We start from the raw sequence: 15,581 nt of genomic DNA, 5'->3' as shown, positions 1-15,581 counted from the left end.
GCTGCTTCCAAGACCGTCTATAGCTCTACATTATAACTCACAACCCCATATCTATGGCAGGTGGAGTGTATTGAACTGATGCGTATTGTTTCACGTAGATATCTAGCTTGCCTCTTTGATACTCAATTTCCGGTTTATTAACAATAACATTCATTTCAGAAACAGCTGGTTCATAACTAATATCTGGCGGTCTCGTATCAATTTGAATATCTACGTTATCAAATGATGCGGGAGTTCTTGTTTCTGGAAAGGGCTTGGACTGCCAATCCGCACCTATAATATCAGCTATCGTATTCCCCGGTTTATGGATGGCAGCTAATTGATTCCCTTGCTGAACACGTTCAGCCATGTTTTGCAAGAACTGTTGCTGGATTCCTGAATAGATACGTGCATTCATGTCAATCATATTTCCACCATTATAGGCAGAGAAAGCTTTGCTCTGATCTACATGAAGAGTGATCGGATGACTCTGAACGGTTAACTTCGCTGGTCTGGTATTAAGCTGTACTTCCGCCTTAGGCTGACGAATAGAGTATTGACCAGGGTTAGTATCCATATTCAATATGGATGGCGTTGTTCGAATCTGAACAATGGGAAGAGTCTTCAAGGCGTATCTCCCCTTCCTATCTAAGGAAATCCACTAACGACGGAGAAATAATCTTAGCTCCAGCAGATAGGGAAGCATTATAAATATTCTCCTGTATTTTAGCTTTCATCATCACTTCTGCAACGTCTGCATCCTCCACCTTGGCCTGCATATCCGTCAGATTAATCTCAAGATCAGTCAAACGATCCGTCATTAAGTCTACCCGGTTAGTTTTCGCACCAATCTCGGCGCGGATTGCCAACATTTTGTTCATTCGGGTATCTATATTTTCTAATTGATTCGATAATTCCTTCGTATCCCCACTTGCTAGTGCCTTTATAATATTGTCGACTGTCACGAACAAATGATCATCTTCTGTTTCAAAGCCGAATACTTCATTGCCATTTACATTAATGGGAAGCTGCACACTCTCCCCAACAATAAAATTAATTTTCCCCTTGTCTGTAGCCACTGATGCTGCATTCGTCGTATCCAGGGAACCGTCTGCACTAGTAGGGAAATCATACGGCTTAACATCATAGGTTTCACCATTGAAAATATACTTACCATTCAGTTTACTGTTAGAAACATCAATAAGTTGTCCCTTAAGTTGTTTCACCTCTTCATTGATACTGTCAAGTGCAGACTGGGGGTTGGTATCAGTTGCACCTTGTACCGCTAACTCGCGAATACGTTGCAATACACTCCCCGCTTGATTCAGAACGGTATCGTTAAACTCCAGCCAGGAAACCGCGCTATCCACATTTTTCTGATACTGCTCATTGGATGAGAGTTCTGCCCGATAACGAAGGGAGTACGTAATCCCTACCGGATCATCCGAGGGTTTATTAATTTTACGCCCCGTTGCCAGCTGGGTTTGTGTGTTATTCATCTGCTGAGCATTCCGGTTCAGGTTCAAAAGTAGCTGTGAACTGAGCATATTATTGGTTATTCTCATGGTCTGTTATGTCACTCCTTACTATTATCTGCCTACTACACCAGTAGAGTTAATCAATTTATCAAGAAGTTGGTCAAATGTCGTCATAAAACGAGCAGATGCACTATAGGCATGCTGAAATTTAATCATATTTGCCATCTCTTCATCTAGGGATACGCCACTAACCGATTGACGTCGGGTGTCCACTTGCTGTACAAGAAACTCTGAATTTGACGTTTGACGTGCAGCTTCCTGAGACTGTACCCCAAGTTGTCCCACCATCGAGCTAAACTGTGCGCCAATGGTAGCATTGCGCAGGCCGTCCGCGGTCTTCATTGATGTATCCTTCAGATTGGCAATTAGAATGGCAAGGGTGTTATTTCCTTTAATCACTGTTTCTGCTCCAGAAGCATCCACAGTGCGTAACGAAGTAGCAATCTTGTTCGGATCTGCCAAGATTTCTGCGTTCAATGAGATATTGCCAGCTGTAATAGCCGTACCACCACCCGATGCTGTGAAGAATGGTAGGCCCGGTGCGGTCGTTCCGTCCATACTGTAACCAAGTTGATGCAGACCATTTAAGCCTTTTACTGTTACCGTCAGATCTGCAACCAGTGTACGAGCAGCCCCTGTATATGTAACACCATCCAAAACAGTGTTGTCAGGCAGGACAGAACCAGCAGGAATCGTAAGTTGTATATCTCCGTTAGCCAACGTGTTGGCTAAGTCATCCATTTGCTTCTGGTAATCACTCACCAACGTATCTCTGGACTTAATCATCCCATGGACTTCGCCGTTGGTGAGCGTACCTGCCGTATATGCAGCATTCAGAAAGGCAGGGTCTACCGCAACTTGTACTGCCCCGCCTGTAACGAGTGCCTGTCCATTCATCTGAATCTGGTATCCTTGTGGAGAATCCGTAACCGTAATGTTCATAATTTTGGACAACTTATCTGACATCAAGTCTCGCTGGTCACGTAAATCGTTGGCATTGTCGCCAAGAGACTCGACTTTTACAATGGCACTATTAAGGTTCGCTATATTACCCAGGTAGCCCTGAATTTCATTGCCTTTCACAGCAATGTTACTATCAAGATCCTCGCTAAGTGCATCCAGTTGACGGCTAATCTGATTCATCGCATCAGTCAGAGCCAACGTTGTTTCTTTTACGATCCGCCGTGCTGTGACATCCTCAGGATTCTTACTCAGATCTGACCATGATTTGTAGAAATTATCCATAACGGTTCGAAAACCGGTGTTTGATGGTTCGTTTACAATAGCTTCAAGTTTCTCAAGTGTATCTCGTTGAATGGACCAACTCCCGAAGTTGGTATTTTCATTGCGATACTGGTCATCCAGAAATTTTTCACGCACACGGGTAATGGAGTCGAACTCTACCCCTGTACCGAGCTGTCCTGGTGTTGTGCTATGCAGAAATGCGAACGGCTCCATTGGAATAGATGCCTGCATGTTTACCTTTTGGCGTGAATAGCCTTCGGTGTTGGCATTGGCTATGTTATGGCCTGTTGTGCTAAGAGCTGTCGTCTGTGTGAACAAACTGCGTTTAGCCGTTTCGATTGAATGAAATGTAGATGTCACCTGGTTTCCCCCTAATTAATCAGGCACGCGTGTCAAACAGACCGATTCGCCCTGGATTGCCGTTCTTATCAGCAGGATGCTGATATGTGGCATCCTGTTCTGGCCGAGAAGCAAAGATGTCCATGGATAGGTCAATAAACATCAATGATTGCTCGATCAGCTTTTGATTCAGTTGATTGATTTCCTTTAACTCCTGCAGTGTTCCCGCCAGCTTCTTCTGGACTTCAAGCAATCGCTGTTTGTCAGCTGGATCAAAAATCAGCTTCGAGATCTCGGTGATATTCAGGTTCAGCATGGACTTGATGCCTCGCTCCTGTAGCAGTTCGTGAACTGCGCTCTGCCGCTCGATCTCCAATGGCTCCTGTTGTTTCATGAATCGAGATTCTTTGTTGAGGAGGGCAATGAGCTCATCCACATCGTTTTTGACAATGACCTGTCTCTTGACCTCGCTGAGTGCCAGCATATCGCGGTGACTTTGTTCCATTTGCTGCAAAACTGCAATCAATCTGTCCAGTGCTGCCATTACGTGATCACCTATTCCTTATCAAAAGACTTAAAATACGGCAGCAGCTTGTCAGCAAGCTTGCTACTATCTACCTGATACGTTCCCGAACTAACCTGTTCTTTCAGTTCCTGTATCCGTTGTATGCGTCCTGCATCCTGTGTACGACTTTGTTCCTCAAGCATCTTCATCGCCTCCGGAGAAATGGATACTTCGTCCTTACGGCGGCTCTTCTTGGCATCAGCCTGCTGATTGGATTCAACGTTCCTCTGATATGAATTGATGGCGCCAATCCTACTCGGTTCATTGATTTTCATTTAACTTGCACTTCCTTCCACATTAGGTTTTTACGACGATATACGTTTTTCTTACTTTATCTTTATGTTATCAAAATGATTAGGATAATAAAAAAAACCGATAATCTTTAATAAGTTTATCGGTACGTTTCAAAACATTTGTTATAGCAAAACATGTATTTGAGCCCTCGCTCCTATTAATCGCGTAGTTTGTCGACAGCATTGTAGGTTCGTCCGCCTACATTGTTGTTATCCTTCTGACCTACTTCACGAGCTGCTCCTGCCAAGTCTTTCGTCAAACGATTACGGCAAGAATCACACATATGACCTTCACGAATCAATGTACCGCATACTTCACAAGGATACATCATATTGGGGGCATTCTCGATGGAAATTCGTCCCTCACGAATGAACTTGGTAATGTTTTTAATTGAAACTTCTGTTGCATCGGATAGTTCCTGTATGTTGGTGCCCTTGTTTTCGCGCAAATAATCTACACAGATCTGATATTCCAGCTCTATTTCCTTAATACAGTTTGAACATACATCTCTAAAATTTAACGCATATAATTTACCACAGCGAGGACAATTACCTAGATTCATCGCTAAAACGCCCCTCTCAAACTTCCATTTCCGAATAGATAATAACTATACATTACCTTATTTTCTCTGATGAAGCCATAGTCTATTTACAAAACAAAGAGGGGAACAGGATGCATATATACGCAAGCCTGTTCCCCATTATACAACACTAATTCAATGTCCTAATACTTAGTACAGAAGACCATATGCTTGTGTTCTGATCGTTGAATGCCCGAATACGATATTTATGCGAACTGAACGGTAACAGATCAGACTGAATAAACGTTAAGTCACTGACAGTCGCCACAATTTGTCCATCAGCTTCAATTTCGTAAGACGAAGCCCCCATAACCGCGTCCCACGTCAGAATAACGTTCGTTCTGTCCGAAGTTCCCTTCAGCACAGTTGTGGTTAATTGAGTCGTACCTGTAATCATCTCACTCCAAGCTCCCGCACCAGAAGCATTTTTGGCACGAATTCGGAAGGTATGCTCTGTATTCGGTGCAAGTCCACTCTTCGTATAAGCTACTCCACTCACGGCGATCACCGTACCATCAATCTCAAGGTCATAACCCGTAGCTCCAGTTACAGCACTCCATCTCAGTCCGATCGCCGCTGTGGTTGCAGAGTTAATACTTAAACCTGAGACACTGGCAGGTAACGTAGTTTGCGACAATATTGCTGTCCATGCACTCACATTGGTATCTGTAATGGCACGAACACGGTATTTATGAATCGTGCCACCAAGTACTCCATTATGGACATACGAGAGATCACTCACAGTAGCAACTACTATGCCATCTGCCTCAATCTCATATTTTGTTGCACCAGCAACTTCATTCCATGTCAGCGTAACTGAAGTTTCTTCAGATACAGCTTTCAGTATTGTTGGTACATTTAATTGGGTAGAGGCGGTTACGATCTCACTCCAACTACCGATGCCAGCAGCATTCTTCGCACGAATGCGGAAGGTATGATCTGTATTGGCCAGAAGACCACTTTTCGTATAAGCAGCTCCACTCACAGAAATTACAACACCATCAATTTCCAAATCATAAGCGGTAGCGCCTGTAACTGGGCTCCACTTCATTGAGATAGCCACAGGTGTAGCGGTATTTAACATGAGACCGTTAACTGTAGCAGGGATCGTACTTTGAGTCAGTACTGCCGTCCATGCACTTGTGTTGGCATCTGTCATCGCACGAATGCGATACTTATGTGCCGTTCCTGACAACTGTCCTGCGTGACTATACCTTGGTTCTTCTACTGTTGCCATTACTACTCCGTCAGCCTCAATCTCATACTTGGTTGCGTCTGCTACCTCAGCCCACGTGAGGTTAATTGCATTTTCTTCCGATGTTGCTTTTAGTACAGGTGTGTTTAGGAGTGTCGTTCCATTGATGAGTTCGCTCCAAGCACCTACACCGGCAGCATTCTTCGAACGAACACGGAAGGTATGGTCTGTGTTGGCTGCAAGACCACTCTTCGTATAAGCTACTCCCGTTACTGGGACAACGGTTCCATCGATTTCCAGATCATATCCCGTTGCTCCCGTCACTGCTGTCCACTTCAATGCAATGGCTACATTCGTAGCCGAGCTAACAGTTAATCCTGTAACGGAAGCAGGTATAGTGCTCTGTGTCAGGATTGCTGTCCATGCACTCGTATTGGTCTCCGTCAACGCTCGAATGCGATATTTGTGCGCCGTTCCTGGCAGCAATGATGTATGGGTGAAGCTAGGTTCTTCTACCATTGCCACAACTGCTCCGTCCGCTTCAATCTCATACTTCGTTGCGTCTGCTACCTCAGCCCACGTGAGGTTAATTGTATTTTCTTCCGATGATGCTTTTAATACAGGTGTATTTAGAAGCGTCGTTCCATTGATGAGTTCGCTCCAAGCACCTACACCGGCAGCATTCTTCGAACGAACACGGAAGGTATGGTCTGTGTTGGCTGCAAGACCACTCTTCGTATAAGCTACTCCCGTTACTGGGACAACGGTTCCATCGATTTCCAGATCATATCCCGTTGCTCCCGTCACTGCTGTCCATTTTAATGCAATGGCCACATTCGTCGCTGAGCTAACAGTTAAGCCTGTAACGGAAGCAGGGATGGTGCTTTGCGTCAGGATTGCTGTCCACGCACTCGTATTGGTCTCCGTCAACGCTCGAATGCGATACTTGTGCGCCGTTCCTGGTAACAATGCTGTATGGCTGTAGTTAGGTTCTTCTACTGTTGCCACTACTGCTCCGTCACCCTCAATCTCATACTTGGTTGCATCCGCAATAGCTACCCATGTCAGGTTAATTGCAGTTTCTTCCGATGATGCTTTTAGTACAGGTGTGTTTAGGAGTGTCGTTCCATTAATGAGTTCACTCCACGCTCCTACACCAGCTGCATTTTTCGAGCGAACACGGAAGGTATGGTCTGTGTTGGCTGCAAGACCGCTCTTCGTATAGGCTACTCCCGTTACGGGGACAACGGTTCCATCGATTTCCAGATCATATCCTGTAGCTCCAGTTACTGCTGTCCATTTTAATGCAATGGCTACATTCGTAGCCGAGCTAACAGTTAATCCTGTAACGGAAGCAGGGATGGTGCTTTGCGTCAGGATTGCTGTCCACGCACTTATATTAGTATCCGTCAACGCACGAATGCGGTACTTGTGCGCCGTTCCTGGCAGCAATGCTTCATGGCTGTAGTTAGGATCTTCTACTGTTGCCACTACTGCTCCATCCGCCTCAATCTCATATTTCGTTGCGTCTGCTACATCAGCCCACGTCAGGTTGATTGCAGTTTCTTCCGATGATGCTTTTAGTACTGGTGTATTTAGGAGTGTCGTTCCATTGATGAGTTCACTCCACGCTCCTACACCAGCGGCATTTTTTGAGCGAACACGGAAGGTATGGTCTGTGTTGGCTGCAAGACCGCTCTTCGTATAGGCTACTCCCGTTACTGGGACAACGGTTCCATCGATTTCCAGATCATATCCCGTTGCTCCAGTTACAGCTGTCCATTTCAAGGCAATGGCTACATTTGTAGCCGAGCTAACCGTTAAGCCTGTAACGGAAGCAGGGATGGTGCTTTGTGTCAGGATTGCTGTCCATGCACTCGCATTGGTATCCGTCAACGCACGAATACGATACTTGTGCGCCGTTCCTGGTAACAATGATGTGTGACTGTAGCTAGGCTCTTCTACTGTTGCAACCACTGCTCCGTCTGCCTCAATCTCATACTTGGTTGCGTCTGCTACCTCAGCCCACGTCAGATTGACAGCAGTTTCTTCCGATGTTGCTTTTATTACTGGTGTATTCAGCAGTGTCTTTCCACTGATGAGTTCACTCCACACTCCTACACCGGCCGCATTCTTCGAACGAATACGGAAGGTATGGTCTGTGTTCGCTGCAAGACCACTCTTCGTATAGGCAGCTCCCGTCACTGGAACAACTGTTCCATCGATCTCGAGGTCATAACCTGTGGCTCCGGTTACTGCTGTCCATTTCAGAGTAATAGCTGCGTTGGTTGCTGCACTAATCACCAATCCATTAACGGAATCAGGCAACGTATACTGTGATTTTACTGCCGACCATGCGCTAACGTTATTGTCACTTATAGCTCGTACACGATACTTATGTGCCGTACCAGGTTTGAGCCCCGTATGCGTATAGATTGAATCGGATATGTCTCCAACGACAACGCCATCAGCCTCAACTTCATACGACATAGCACCATCAACTGGTGACCAGATGAGGACAACTTCTTCTTGAGAAGGGTTGGATTGAATTACGGGTGTACTCATCTGAGTAATTCCTGTAATTGCCTCACTCCAGCTTCCTGCACCACCAGCATTTTTAGGTCTGATTCTAAAGGTGTACTCTGTATTGGCTGTAAGTCCAGTTTTACTATATGTGGTGCCGGTTACAGCAACATTAGTGCCATCAATCTCCAAATCATATCCGGTAGCACCCTTTACTGCAGTCCAAGCTACGGTTAGTTTATTAAATGTAGCATCAGTAACCTTCAACCCGTCCGCACGGTCAGGTACTGTTAACTGACTCACCAATTTACTCCACGCGCTCTCATTATTAGATGAGAAAGCTTTTAGCACATAAGTATGCGTTGAATTCGCTTCTAGGCCTTCATGCACGTATGAGGTGACGTTCCCGAGTTCAATTGGCGTCCCCCCATCAATCTGCAGCTGGTACCGATCGGCAAATTCAACCGCCTTCCACTGTACCGTATTCTTACTTTCTTCTGAGGTTACGGTCAGAACGGGTTTCTCAAGCAAGGTTGTGATTGCAACCGGCTCACTCCACTCACTAGCCCCTAGTTGGTTAACTCCACGTACTCTATAGGTATATGTAGTATTGGGTATAAGTGATGAACTTGTATAATTGATTCCATAAAAAGGCTCTTTGACTACGCCATTCTCTTCAATCTCATATTGGACAGCTTGTGGAGCAGCAGACCAATTAAGATTAATAGCTACATCATTGGCATCAGCCGCCAAATTAGCTGGAACAGCAGGAACTGTAGTAATAGGCTGTGTTGCCCCCGGCTCTTTTACAAAACTGAATGATTCTGCTTTCCGTATATAATACGGGTTCAGGTTGGATACAAAATCGACTACCGCTCCTGTATCTGCATTAACAACAAGACTTAACTGTGTAGCCTCGTAGCTTTGCACATATCTTGGTGTAGTCATACCAAACTCATCAACGGTAGAATTGTTCCATACACCAACATTGGTTCCGGATTGTCTGTATTCCATAGTCGTGTAATACTCCCATACCTCAGCAAAGTCGATAATAAAAGCATTGGTAACTTTACCGGCATAAGTAGATGTGTAGGAGCCAAATGAAATCTTGGTTATGTCCTCAACTGCTCCATTGATCGATTGGCTTCTCCTAAAAGAATATCCTGATGTTGAAATCTCATATGATCTCACCCAACCCAGCTTAACTGATTTTTGATTCACCTGTAATTGGCCGTTGTTGTTGGTCAACACATATTGGTAATCATTACTTGATGAGACTATTTCACTTCCTGCCGCTGCATGTGCCCGGTTCCCTCCATACACACTAAACTGTCCGAATACCAGCATGACTACTAGTAGACGGACGGTCCATAAGTAAAATCCATTTTTTCTTTTTCCTGCGACCACTTTTGTTCTCCCCTTCAACAGATATGTTGTGCCACTCCCTGTGGTGAACGGCAAAACTATCTATTCTGCGCGAGAAAACCAATTCCTCTTTTTAACATGTAAAAATTTTCTTATAACGCTTTCATCCATAATTTCTTCAAACAACTATACTTCAAACGGTATAAATGAAATGGAGACACGCATTAACATACCAATGATTAATAAAGGAACATATTTTCCTGTCTACTATTAATCATACAGTATAGGTCACCCACCTAAAGTGGCTGAAGATTGCTGGACAGTCATTCATTACTTAGATTTACTTCCTAGGATCTTGCCAGTGTCAGTGTGTATATCTCGAATGGAATCTCCATGGAGAAGCCAGCATTTAGGATAACTCGCCCACAAGCGTCTAAGGTGCTGCCTGTTGTATATATATCATCAATCAGCAGTAACTGTATGGGTTTGGCATGTGACATGCCCATCTGTGTTGGCAGATAAGATTCCCTGTATAATTCTTCAATTAACTGCATGCCTTCCGGATTGATGGAAAAAGCGTTCTTCATCGTTTCGATACGCTCACCGCGTGATTTAAAGCTTTGTTTGGTGGTGTTGATCTGGCGCTGCAACAGATCAACAATGGGTAGGCGGCAGGCGGTGGCAAGTCCTGCGGCCAGCCGCTCCGCCTGATTGAAGCCGCGCTCGGCCAGGCGCTCGCTGCTCACGGGAACATAGGTGACCGCGTCAGGCTGCCATTGCGGCTTCTTTTGTTGAGCAGGTGTGGCGAGATGAGCCACGGGGGCTGGGGGTTCTTTTGCCAAAGCAGAATTCTGTTCCTCGCTCATCGCTTGAAAAGCTTGAATCAACAGCACGGTTAAGAGCGGCGCGTAGCGTTCATGGCCTCTGAATTTGTACATGCCTATCCATTCTTTCATAAGAGGGTTGTATTGTACGGCGCTGCGGTTGGAGATAAAAGAACGGTTTTGCATGTGTGGACGAGCACAGTCCGGGCAACCGACACCCCGACCACAACGCAGGCAGCGGATGGAACGAATCCATGGAATCTGCTTCACACAACGTAAACATATATCTGGATAGAGTGGAGAAAGGATCGCCCGAGTGCCACATGTCAGACACGTCGCTCCCGGTGGGGCGAGCAGTTGGTGAAGGCGCTGAGTCAAGTACTGCGTGTGATCGGTGATATTGCTGAGCCAGTTGAACACTAGGATGCAAACCTCCAGTCTGGTGAATGTAATGTGAAATATGGATATAAACTTGGTAGATGACGATTATCTTTGGGATGACGAATGCAGATAACCTTTGCGACGAGCGATATCGTTCATTTTCCGAATCTGTGCAACGGCCTTCACCTGTGATCGTGTCCGACGAGACGATGCAAAAAACACTCTACCCGCCGGATCATCCTTGGAACGCCCAGCTCTACCCGCCATCTGAACCAGCGATGCCTCATCAAAAAGACCATTGTCAGCATCCAATATAAAGACATCACTGCGCGGAATGGTCACGCCACGCTCCAGAATTGTGGTGGTTACGAGCAGACGAATCGTGCGTTCCCGAAAGGCTGTAACTTTGCTAGCGCGATCGGGGTCCTGAGATGATGTTCCTTCGATATGAATTCCGGGAAAGGTACGACGCATCAGGTTCACAAACGCCTCAATCTGGGCAATGCGTGTAACAAAAACAAATACCTGAGCGTCGCGCTTCAATGAAATTTGGATGTTACTCTTCAAGGCAGAAGGAAGATTTCGTTTCTTAATACATTCAGCAACGGTAACCATCTTGATCAATCTTGGCACGGGCAAAGGATGACGGTGGAAACGTACTGGAACTTTGGCATGAGTGAGTTTCCCCTGTGCTGCTTCCTTCTGGAGCCGAGCAGGCGGTGTGGCAGATAGATAAACGAAATTCCCGTCCGGTTTACAGGAAGATGCCGCCGCGTGAGCGAGCATGGGATCGTTGTGATAGGGGAAAGCATCCAGTTCGTCGATAATGACGAGATCGAACCCCTGATAAAAACGCATCAGTTGATGTGTGGTCGCGAGCGTGAGCTGAGCGTCTTTCCAGCGTTCGTCACTGCCTCCGTAAAGGGTAGCGAGTGAGGTGCCCGGAAAAGCTTTTGCCAGACGCGGAGCCAGTTCCAGCACCACGTCCCTGCGTGGCGTAGCGACCAGTGCTCGTCCACCGCGATCCAATGTATGTTGGAGCAGTGGAAAAATCATTTCCGTCTTGCCGGCCCCGGTCACGGCCCACAGCAAGAACCGCCCTGGCCCACCCCCTGCGGGTGGCCGGGCCAAAAACGCGAGCGCCGCGGCTGCTGCCGCGCTCTGCGCTGCGCTAAGCCCCCACCGGGCGAGCCCGCCGCCGGTGGAGGCCATAGCCGTGCCACGCGGTGCTTCGCCGCGTCGTGGCACGGCCTCTTGCGCTGCACTGCGTAGCAGCAGCGCACAGGCACGGCTGCGCCCCAGCGCGAGGCAAGCCTCGCAGTAGGCGCACGCCGCCAGGCCGCAGGCAGCGCAGGGCACGCGCTGCCTGGCTTCGCTGCCACAACGGTGGCAGCGGGGCGCGCTCCGCGCGCGTCCAAGCCACGCGTGCCGACGGCGCGTGGCAGACCCTTCGAGGGCGGCTGTGATGCTCAGCCGCCCGTGCAAGCGCGCGAGCTGCGCCGCCGCGCGCCACTCCCCTGGCGGCTGGGCGGTATCCGCCAGCAACGCCTCCGCCTCGGCCGCCAGTAATTGGCGGCCGCTAATCCGCTCAGCCAGCAGGGCCGCGTCCCGCTCCAGCTGAGCCCAATGCCCGGCGGGATACGGCTCGGACATCCCGCCTAACTGAATGCCACGCACAGCGGCACTCCCCGCTTTGCCCGCTGTAGCTTTCCTAACCTCTGTTTCCCCTGAGGCCAGTTCATACACATCCAGCTTCCGCGCAAGATAACTCTGCCATTCGCGCTCGCCCCACTGATCCATGCCCCGCCCCATCTCAAAATGTTCAACCAACCAAGATGCCTGACTTAACGGCAACGCTGTATCCAACATTAACCAGCGCAGCACATGTCGCCCACTTCTTCCCTCTAGCCACCAAGCTACATCCACTCGAATATCGAGAGACAAGATCATGCTCCACCCTTCCCCTACACGGCATACATATAAGGCAACTTTCATTTACTCTCCTCCCCCATCGCACATTTTCCGAACGCAAAAAAAAGCACATGCCAACCCGGCTGTTCGCCGGAGCATGTGCTTCATGTCCATATTCTATCTCTTATTGATCACTCTACTTATTACTATATCAACTGAAACGCTACTCTACAAATTCAGCCATTCAAAAAACAGCTTATTTCCCAACTCGAATTACAGGTTGCTGATCAGGAGCTGTCTCAATATAGATCGACTCGCCAGGTTGTAGAATCTGACCATTCACCTCAAAAGTAAATATCGTTTCAGATGTCGTACCATATATATCAGGGACTTCTCCATCTTGTTTATATCCTTCTGCAATTACTTTGCTTGAGCTAAAACTCAATACCAGGATCAATGTTATCAAAAAAATCATTTTCTTTTTGTATTGCTGTCTCATTAGATCATTCTCCTCATGAACCACTTCATTAACAACCTATGACCGGAAACTTATATATAAAGAGAGATGAACCTTATTCTACGATGTACGTTTACTTCAATCATATTGGTCTGAAATGTCCAGGAACTCGTTATGTATTACTTAGTTTGGAGATGCCTGAGAACATTCGATTATATCGATTAATCAACTCATCTAAAATCTCGGATTGCTTAATTACGATTGGATGTTGTAAACCATAAATCGCAACCAACGCGTGCAAACTTTCCCGTTCACGTTCCAAGTCACTTTCCTGATTGTTCACAACATATTTCATAGCATTCTCACCTCTATGAAATAGTGTAACCTTTTATGTAAAAACCAAGATTCATGTCAGATATACAAAAAACCTATAAGAAAATGAAATGTGGCCATCCTCTCACAGGTAATTATCTATAATCTATAAAATAAGATCTACCAACCACCTTGACCATGAGAATTAGTCGCCAAATTTTTTGGAACTTCAGGCGGTACATGCTCCGTAGCAGAAGACGTATTTAATGGTACCACCATCGTTGTGATGGTAATTATGGTAGCAATGATTATGAATTTTATCTTCATCTCTCTTTTCGAACCTCCTTCAGCAGTGTAGTGTACTTATGAAGCTCTTCGTTTGTTGCTAAATACCGAATGGAATCAAATGTACAGAACCCTCTAACCATACAAGCATCGTTGTTAATTTTAGCTGAGATTGCCAAACTATCCAGTACGAATTGAATCCCAACCCGGACCCGGTCTGAGTTTAGATAATAATCACCTACATCTGCCAAGAAATTCACGAACTGATCATCTATAATCTGATTGGTGTAGGAACCCACCTTCTCATGTGTGAACATATATGATGATATTGTGGTCTTAAAGCGTTCCAACACATGATCCATATTCATATTATATTTTAGTGCTGCCTTAATGAGCTTAAACAATCCACGTAGAATCTCATTTTCTTTTGTAGATATATAATCCACATACTCATCTAAAATCTCAATTCTTCCTGCCATAATTTCAAAGAGGTATCTATTTGCTGTTGCCCACTCCCGAAATTGACTCTTTGTAAGCTCCGCCTCAAGATCATTCTCAATAATCCACTCGTGATTCTCATAGCTTGAGACGTAGTATAGCGCCTGCTGATACTCATTCTTTTCTCCATATATTGATGCTATGATCAAATCAGAATATAAAATATAACCAAACAACGCTTTGGAAGGCTCCTGATAACTCTTCCCCCGTCTAATCCGTTGATGTTTGATTTCATATTGTACCCTCGCCAGTTTGCCCATTCGTGTTGCCAGTTGCTCCGCTTTGTCCCAACGACGCAATGAGAGATATAGATTCATCAGGTCCTTCAGCGCATCCAATTGCTCCAACTCATTAAGACGCGCGACATACGGATCGAATTGTACCGCGCATTCCAGATTATGCTGTTGATCATCATTAATCGAGAGTTTAAAAATTCGATACTGGCAAATAGCCAATCGTTCGGCATGCTGATACCGTTCTCCTTCACACACTTTACGATAAATAATTAATGCAGCCGCTGCGCTCCCTTCAGCGTTTAATGATTCGGCACAATCAAACAGTTGTTGGATATACGCAGGATTCTCCATCATTAGATCTACAGTTCGTTCAATACAATCGTTTTTTCCAAGCTCAGCACAGCGTATGATGAACGGGCGCAACCGTCGCCAGTTCATTGTAGGGTCATCAAACAACTCACTCACATACTGTTCATAAAAATATCCCTCTTCCAATCCCATGTATTCTGTCATGATATCCAGAATTTTCACCGATATGGGCTGTGAACCATTAATCACCCTGCTTAACGTTCCAGAATTAATGCCTGATTTCTCTGCAAAATGATAGAGAAGGATTTTGTTTTCCTCTATGTAATGTAAAAATTCTGTTCGGATCGTCTTATTCAATACACTCAAGAAGATACCCCCTTCCAGAAACACACTTTTCCCACGCCCGACATCCATTTTAAGTCATTATATGGTTTAATATACCATAGGTCAATATAATGGAAGAGTTGCTGTGCATTTTATGAGTTGATCTATCATCTCTGGTTCACACATACTAATTCTTCTAATAACCAGAATCTTTCTTTAAATTGCGAAACTTTTTCCAGTCTGCTTCGTCTATACTTTTAAATTAAGATTTCTGACTTCGAAAATTTTTATAACCATAGATTGCATAAAAACCCATTTTTAATTTAAAAGCAGACTTGGCTACAATTACAAAAAAAGACTACAGCTTCTGCTGTAATCTTTTCACTGTAGATCTTAGAAATACTCATTCCGATTTTCGTTC

Annotated in this window: 13 protein-coding genes; 1 reads left to right on the top strand and 12 read right to left on the bottom strand. The window is 45.7% G+C overall.

Annotated features, from left to right (window positions below; translation table 11 throughout):
• Positions 1–37: 37 nt before the first annotated feature.
• From AC6CIF_RS08960 to AC6CIF_RS08925, 8 genes are all read right to left on the bottom strand, one after another.
• Positions 38–607 carry a DUF6470 family protein gene (locus tag AC6CIF_RS08960; protein WP_498199129.1) on the bottom strand — a complete coding sequence of 190 codons (570 nt, stop codon included), beginning with the start codon at positions 605–607 and terminating at the stop codon, positions 38–40.
• Positions 608–623: 16 nt separating this feature from the next.
• Positions 624–1,544 (bottom strand): flagellar hook-associated protein FlgL, encoded by a 921-nt coding sequence (gene flgL, locus AC6CIF_RS08955; protein ID WP_498199127.1) that lies wholly within the window; start codon positions 1,542–1,544, stop codon positions 624–626.
• 24 nt (positions 1,545–1,568) lie between these two features.
• On the bottom strand, positions 1,569–3,122 hold the full coding sequence (gene flgK, locus AC6CIF_RS08950; RefSeq protein WP_498199125.1) for a flagellar hook-associated protein FlgK: 1,554 nt from the start codon (positions 3,120–3,122) through the stop codon (positions 1,569–1,571).
• A 19-nt stretch (positions 3,123–3,141) separates the two neighbouring features.
• Positions 3,142–3,645 carry a flagellar protein FlgN gene (locus tag AC6CIF_RS08945; RefSeq protein ID WP_145324373.1) on the bottom strand — a complete coding sequence of 168 codons (504 nt, stop codon included), beginning with the start codon at positions 3,643–3,645 and terminating at the stop codon, positions 3,142–3,144.
• Between the two features lie 11 nt (positions 3,646–3,656).
• A complete protein-coding gene (gene flgM, locus AC6CIF_RS08940) occupies positions 3,657–3,941 on the bottom strand; it encodes a flagellar biosynthesis anti-sigma factor FlgM (RefSeq protein WP_047840678.1) in 285 nt (94 codons plus the stop codon).
• 176 nt (positions 3,942–4,117) lie between these two features.
• Positions 4,118–4,522, bottom strand: coding sequence for a TIGR03826 family flagellar region protein (locus tag AC6CIF_RS08935; protein WP_336762415.1), 405 nt, complete (start codon positions 4,520–4,522; stop codon positions 4,118–4,120).
• 148 nt (positions 4,523–4,670) lie between these two features.
• The gene (locus AC6CIF_RS08930; RefSeq protein WP_498199123.1) at positions 4,671–9,665 is read right to left on the bottom strand and encodes a fibronectin type III domain-containing protein; all 4,995 of its coding nucleotides are present in this window, start codon (positions 9,663–9,665) and stop codon (positions 4,671–4,673) included.
• A gap of 305 nt (positions 9,666–9,970) precedes the next feature.
• Entirely contained in the window at positions 9,971–10,561 is a 591-nt protein-coding gene (locus AC6CIF_RS08925; protein ID WP_498199121.1) for a ComF family protein, read from the bottom strand.
• A gap of 30 nt (positions 10,562–10,591) precedes the next feature.
• Here AC6CIF_RS08925 and AC6CIF_RS08920 point away from each other — a divergent pair, with 30 nt between their 5' ends.
• On the top strand, positions 10,592–10,726 hold the full coding sequence (locus AC6CIF_RS08920) for a hypothetical protein (protein ID WP_498199120.1): 135 nt from the start codon (positions 10,592–10,594) through the stop codon (positions 10,724–10,726).
• Between the two features lie 207 nt (positions 10,727–10,933).
• On the opposite strand, the gene AC6CIF_RS08915 is transcribed toward AC6CIF_RS08920, so the two are convergent.
• The 4 genes from AC6CIF_RS08915 to AC6CIF_RS08900 all read right to left on the bottom strand — a co-directional run bounded on the left by AC6CIF_RS08915 (position 10,934) and on the right by AC6CIF_RS08900 (position 15,202).
• Positions 10,934–12,823: a helicase-related protein gene (locus AC6CIF_RS08915; RefSeq protein ID WP_498199118.1), complete on the bottom strand. Its 1,890-nt coding sequence runs from the start codon at positions 12,821–12,823 to the stop codon at positions 10,934–10,936.
• Between the two features lie 172 nt (positions 12,824–12,995).
• Entirely contained in the window at positions 12,996–13,238 is a 243-nt protein-coding gene (locus AC6CIF_RS08910) for a hypothetical protein (RefSeq protein WP_339298300.1), read from the bottom strand.
• Positions 13,239–13,368: 130 nt separating this feature from the next.
• A complete protein-coding gene (locus AC6CIF_RS08905) occupies positions 13,369–13,551 on the bottom strand; it encodes an aspartyl-phosphate phosphatase Spo0E family protein (protein ID WP_100528416.1) in 183 nt (60 codons plus the stop codon).
• 280 nt (positions 13,552–13,831) lie between these two features.
• Positions 13,832–15,202, bottom strand: coding sequence for a helix-turn-helix domain-containing protein (locus AC6CIF_RS08900; protein ID WP_498199116.1), 1,371 nt, complete (start codon positions 15,200–15,202; stop codon positions 13,832–13,834).
• Between the last annotated feature and the right edge of the window lie 379 nt (positions 15,203–15,581).

Source organism: Paenibacillus sp. GQ49 (assembly GCF_059759055.1).
The sequence above is the reverse complement of the archived record's forward strand: the minus strand, read 5'-3'. Positions and strand labels throughout refer to the sequence as shown.

Excerpts from the sequence above, each read along its gene's own strand:
- AC6CIF_RS08935 (WP_336762415.1), bottom strand. The coding sequence starts at position 4,522 with ATGAATCTAGGTAATTGTCCTCGCTGTGGTAAATTATATGCGTTAAAT.
- AC6CIF_RS08925 (WP_498199121.1), bottom strand. The coding sequence starts at position 10,561 with ATGTACAAATTCAGAGGCCATGAACGCTACGCGCCGCTCTTAACCGTG.
- AC6CIF_RS08905 (WP_100528416.1), bottom strand. The coding sequence starts at position 13,551 with ATGAAATATGTTGTGAACAATCAGGAAAGTGACTTGGAACGTGAACGG.
- AC6CIF_RS08910 (WP_339298300.1), bottom strand. The coding sequence starts at position 13,238 with ATGAGACAGCAATACAAAAAGAAAATGATTTTTTTGATAACATTGATC.
- AC6CIF_RS08915 (WP_498199118.1), bottom strand. The coding sequence starts at position 12,823 with ATGAAAGTTGCCTTATATGTATGCCGTGTAGGGGAAGGGTGGAGCATG.
- flgM (WP_047840678.1), bottom strand. The coding sequence starts at position 3,941 with ATGAAAATCAATGAACCGAGTAGGATTGGCGCCATCAATTCATATCAG.
- flgL (WP_498199127.1), bottom strand. The coding sequence starts at position 1,544 with ATGAGAATAACCAATAATATGCTCAGTTCACAGCTACTTTTGAACCTG.
- AC6CIF_RS08945 (WP_145324373.1), bottom strand. The coding sequence starts at position 3,645 with ATGGCAGCACTGGACAGATTGATTGCAGTTTTGCAGCAAATGGAACAA.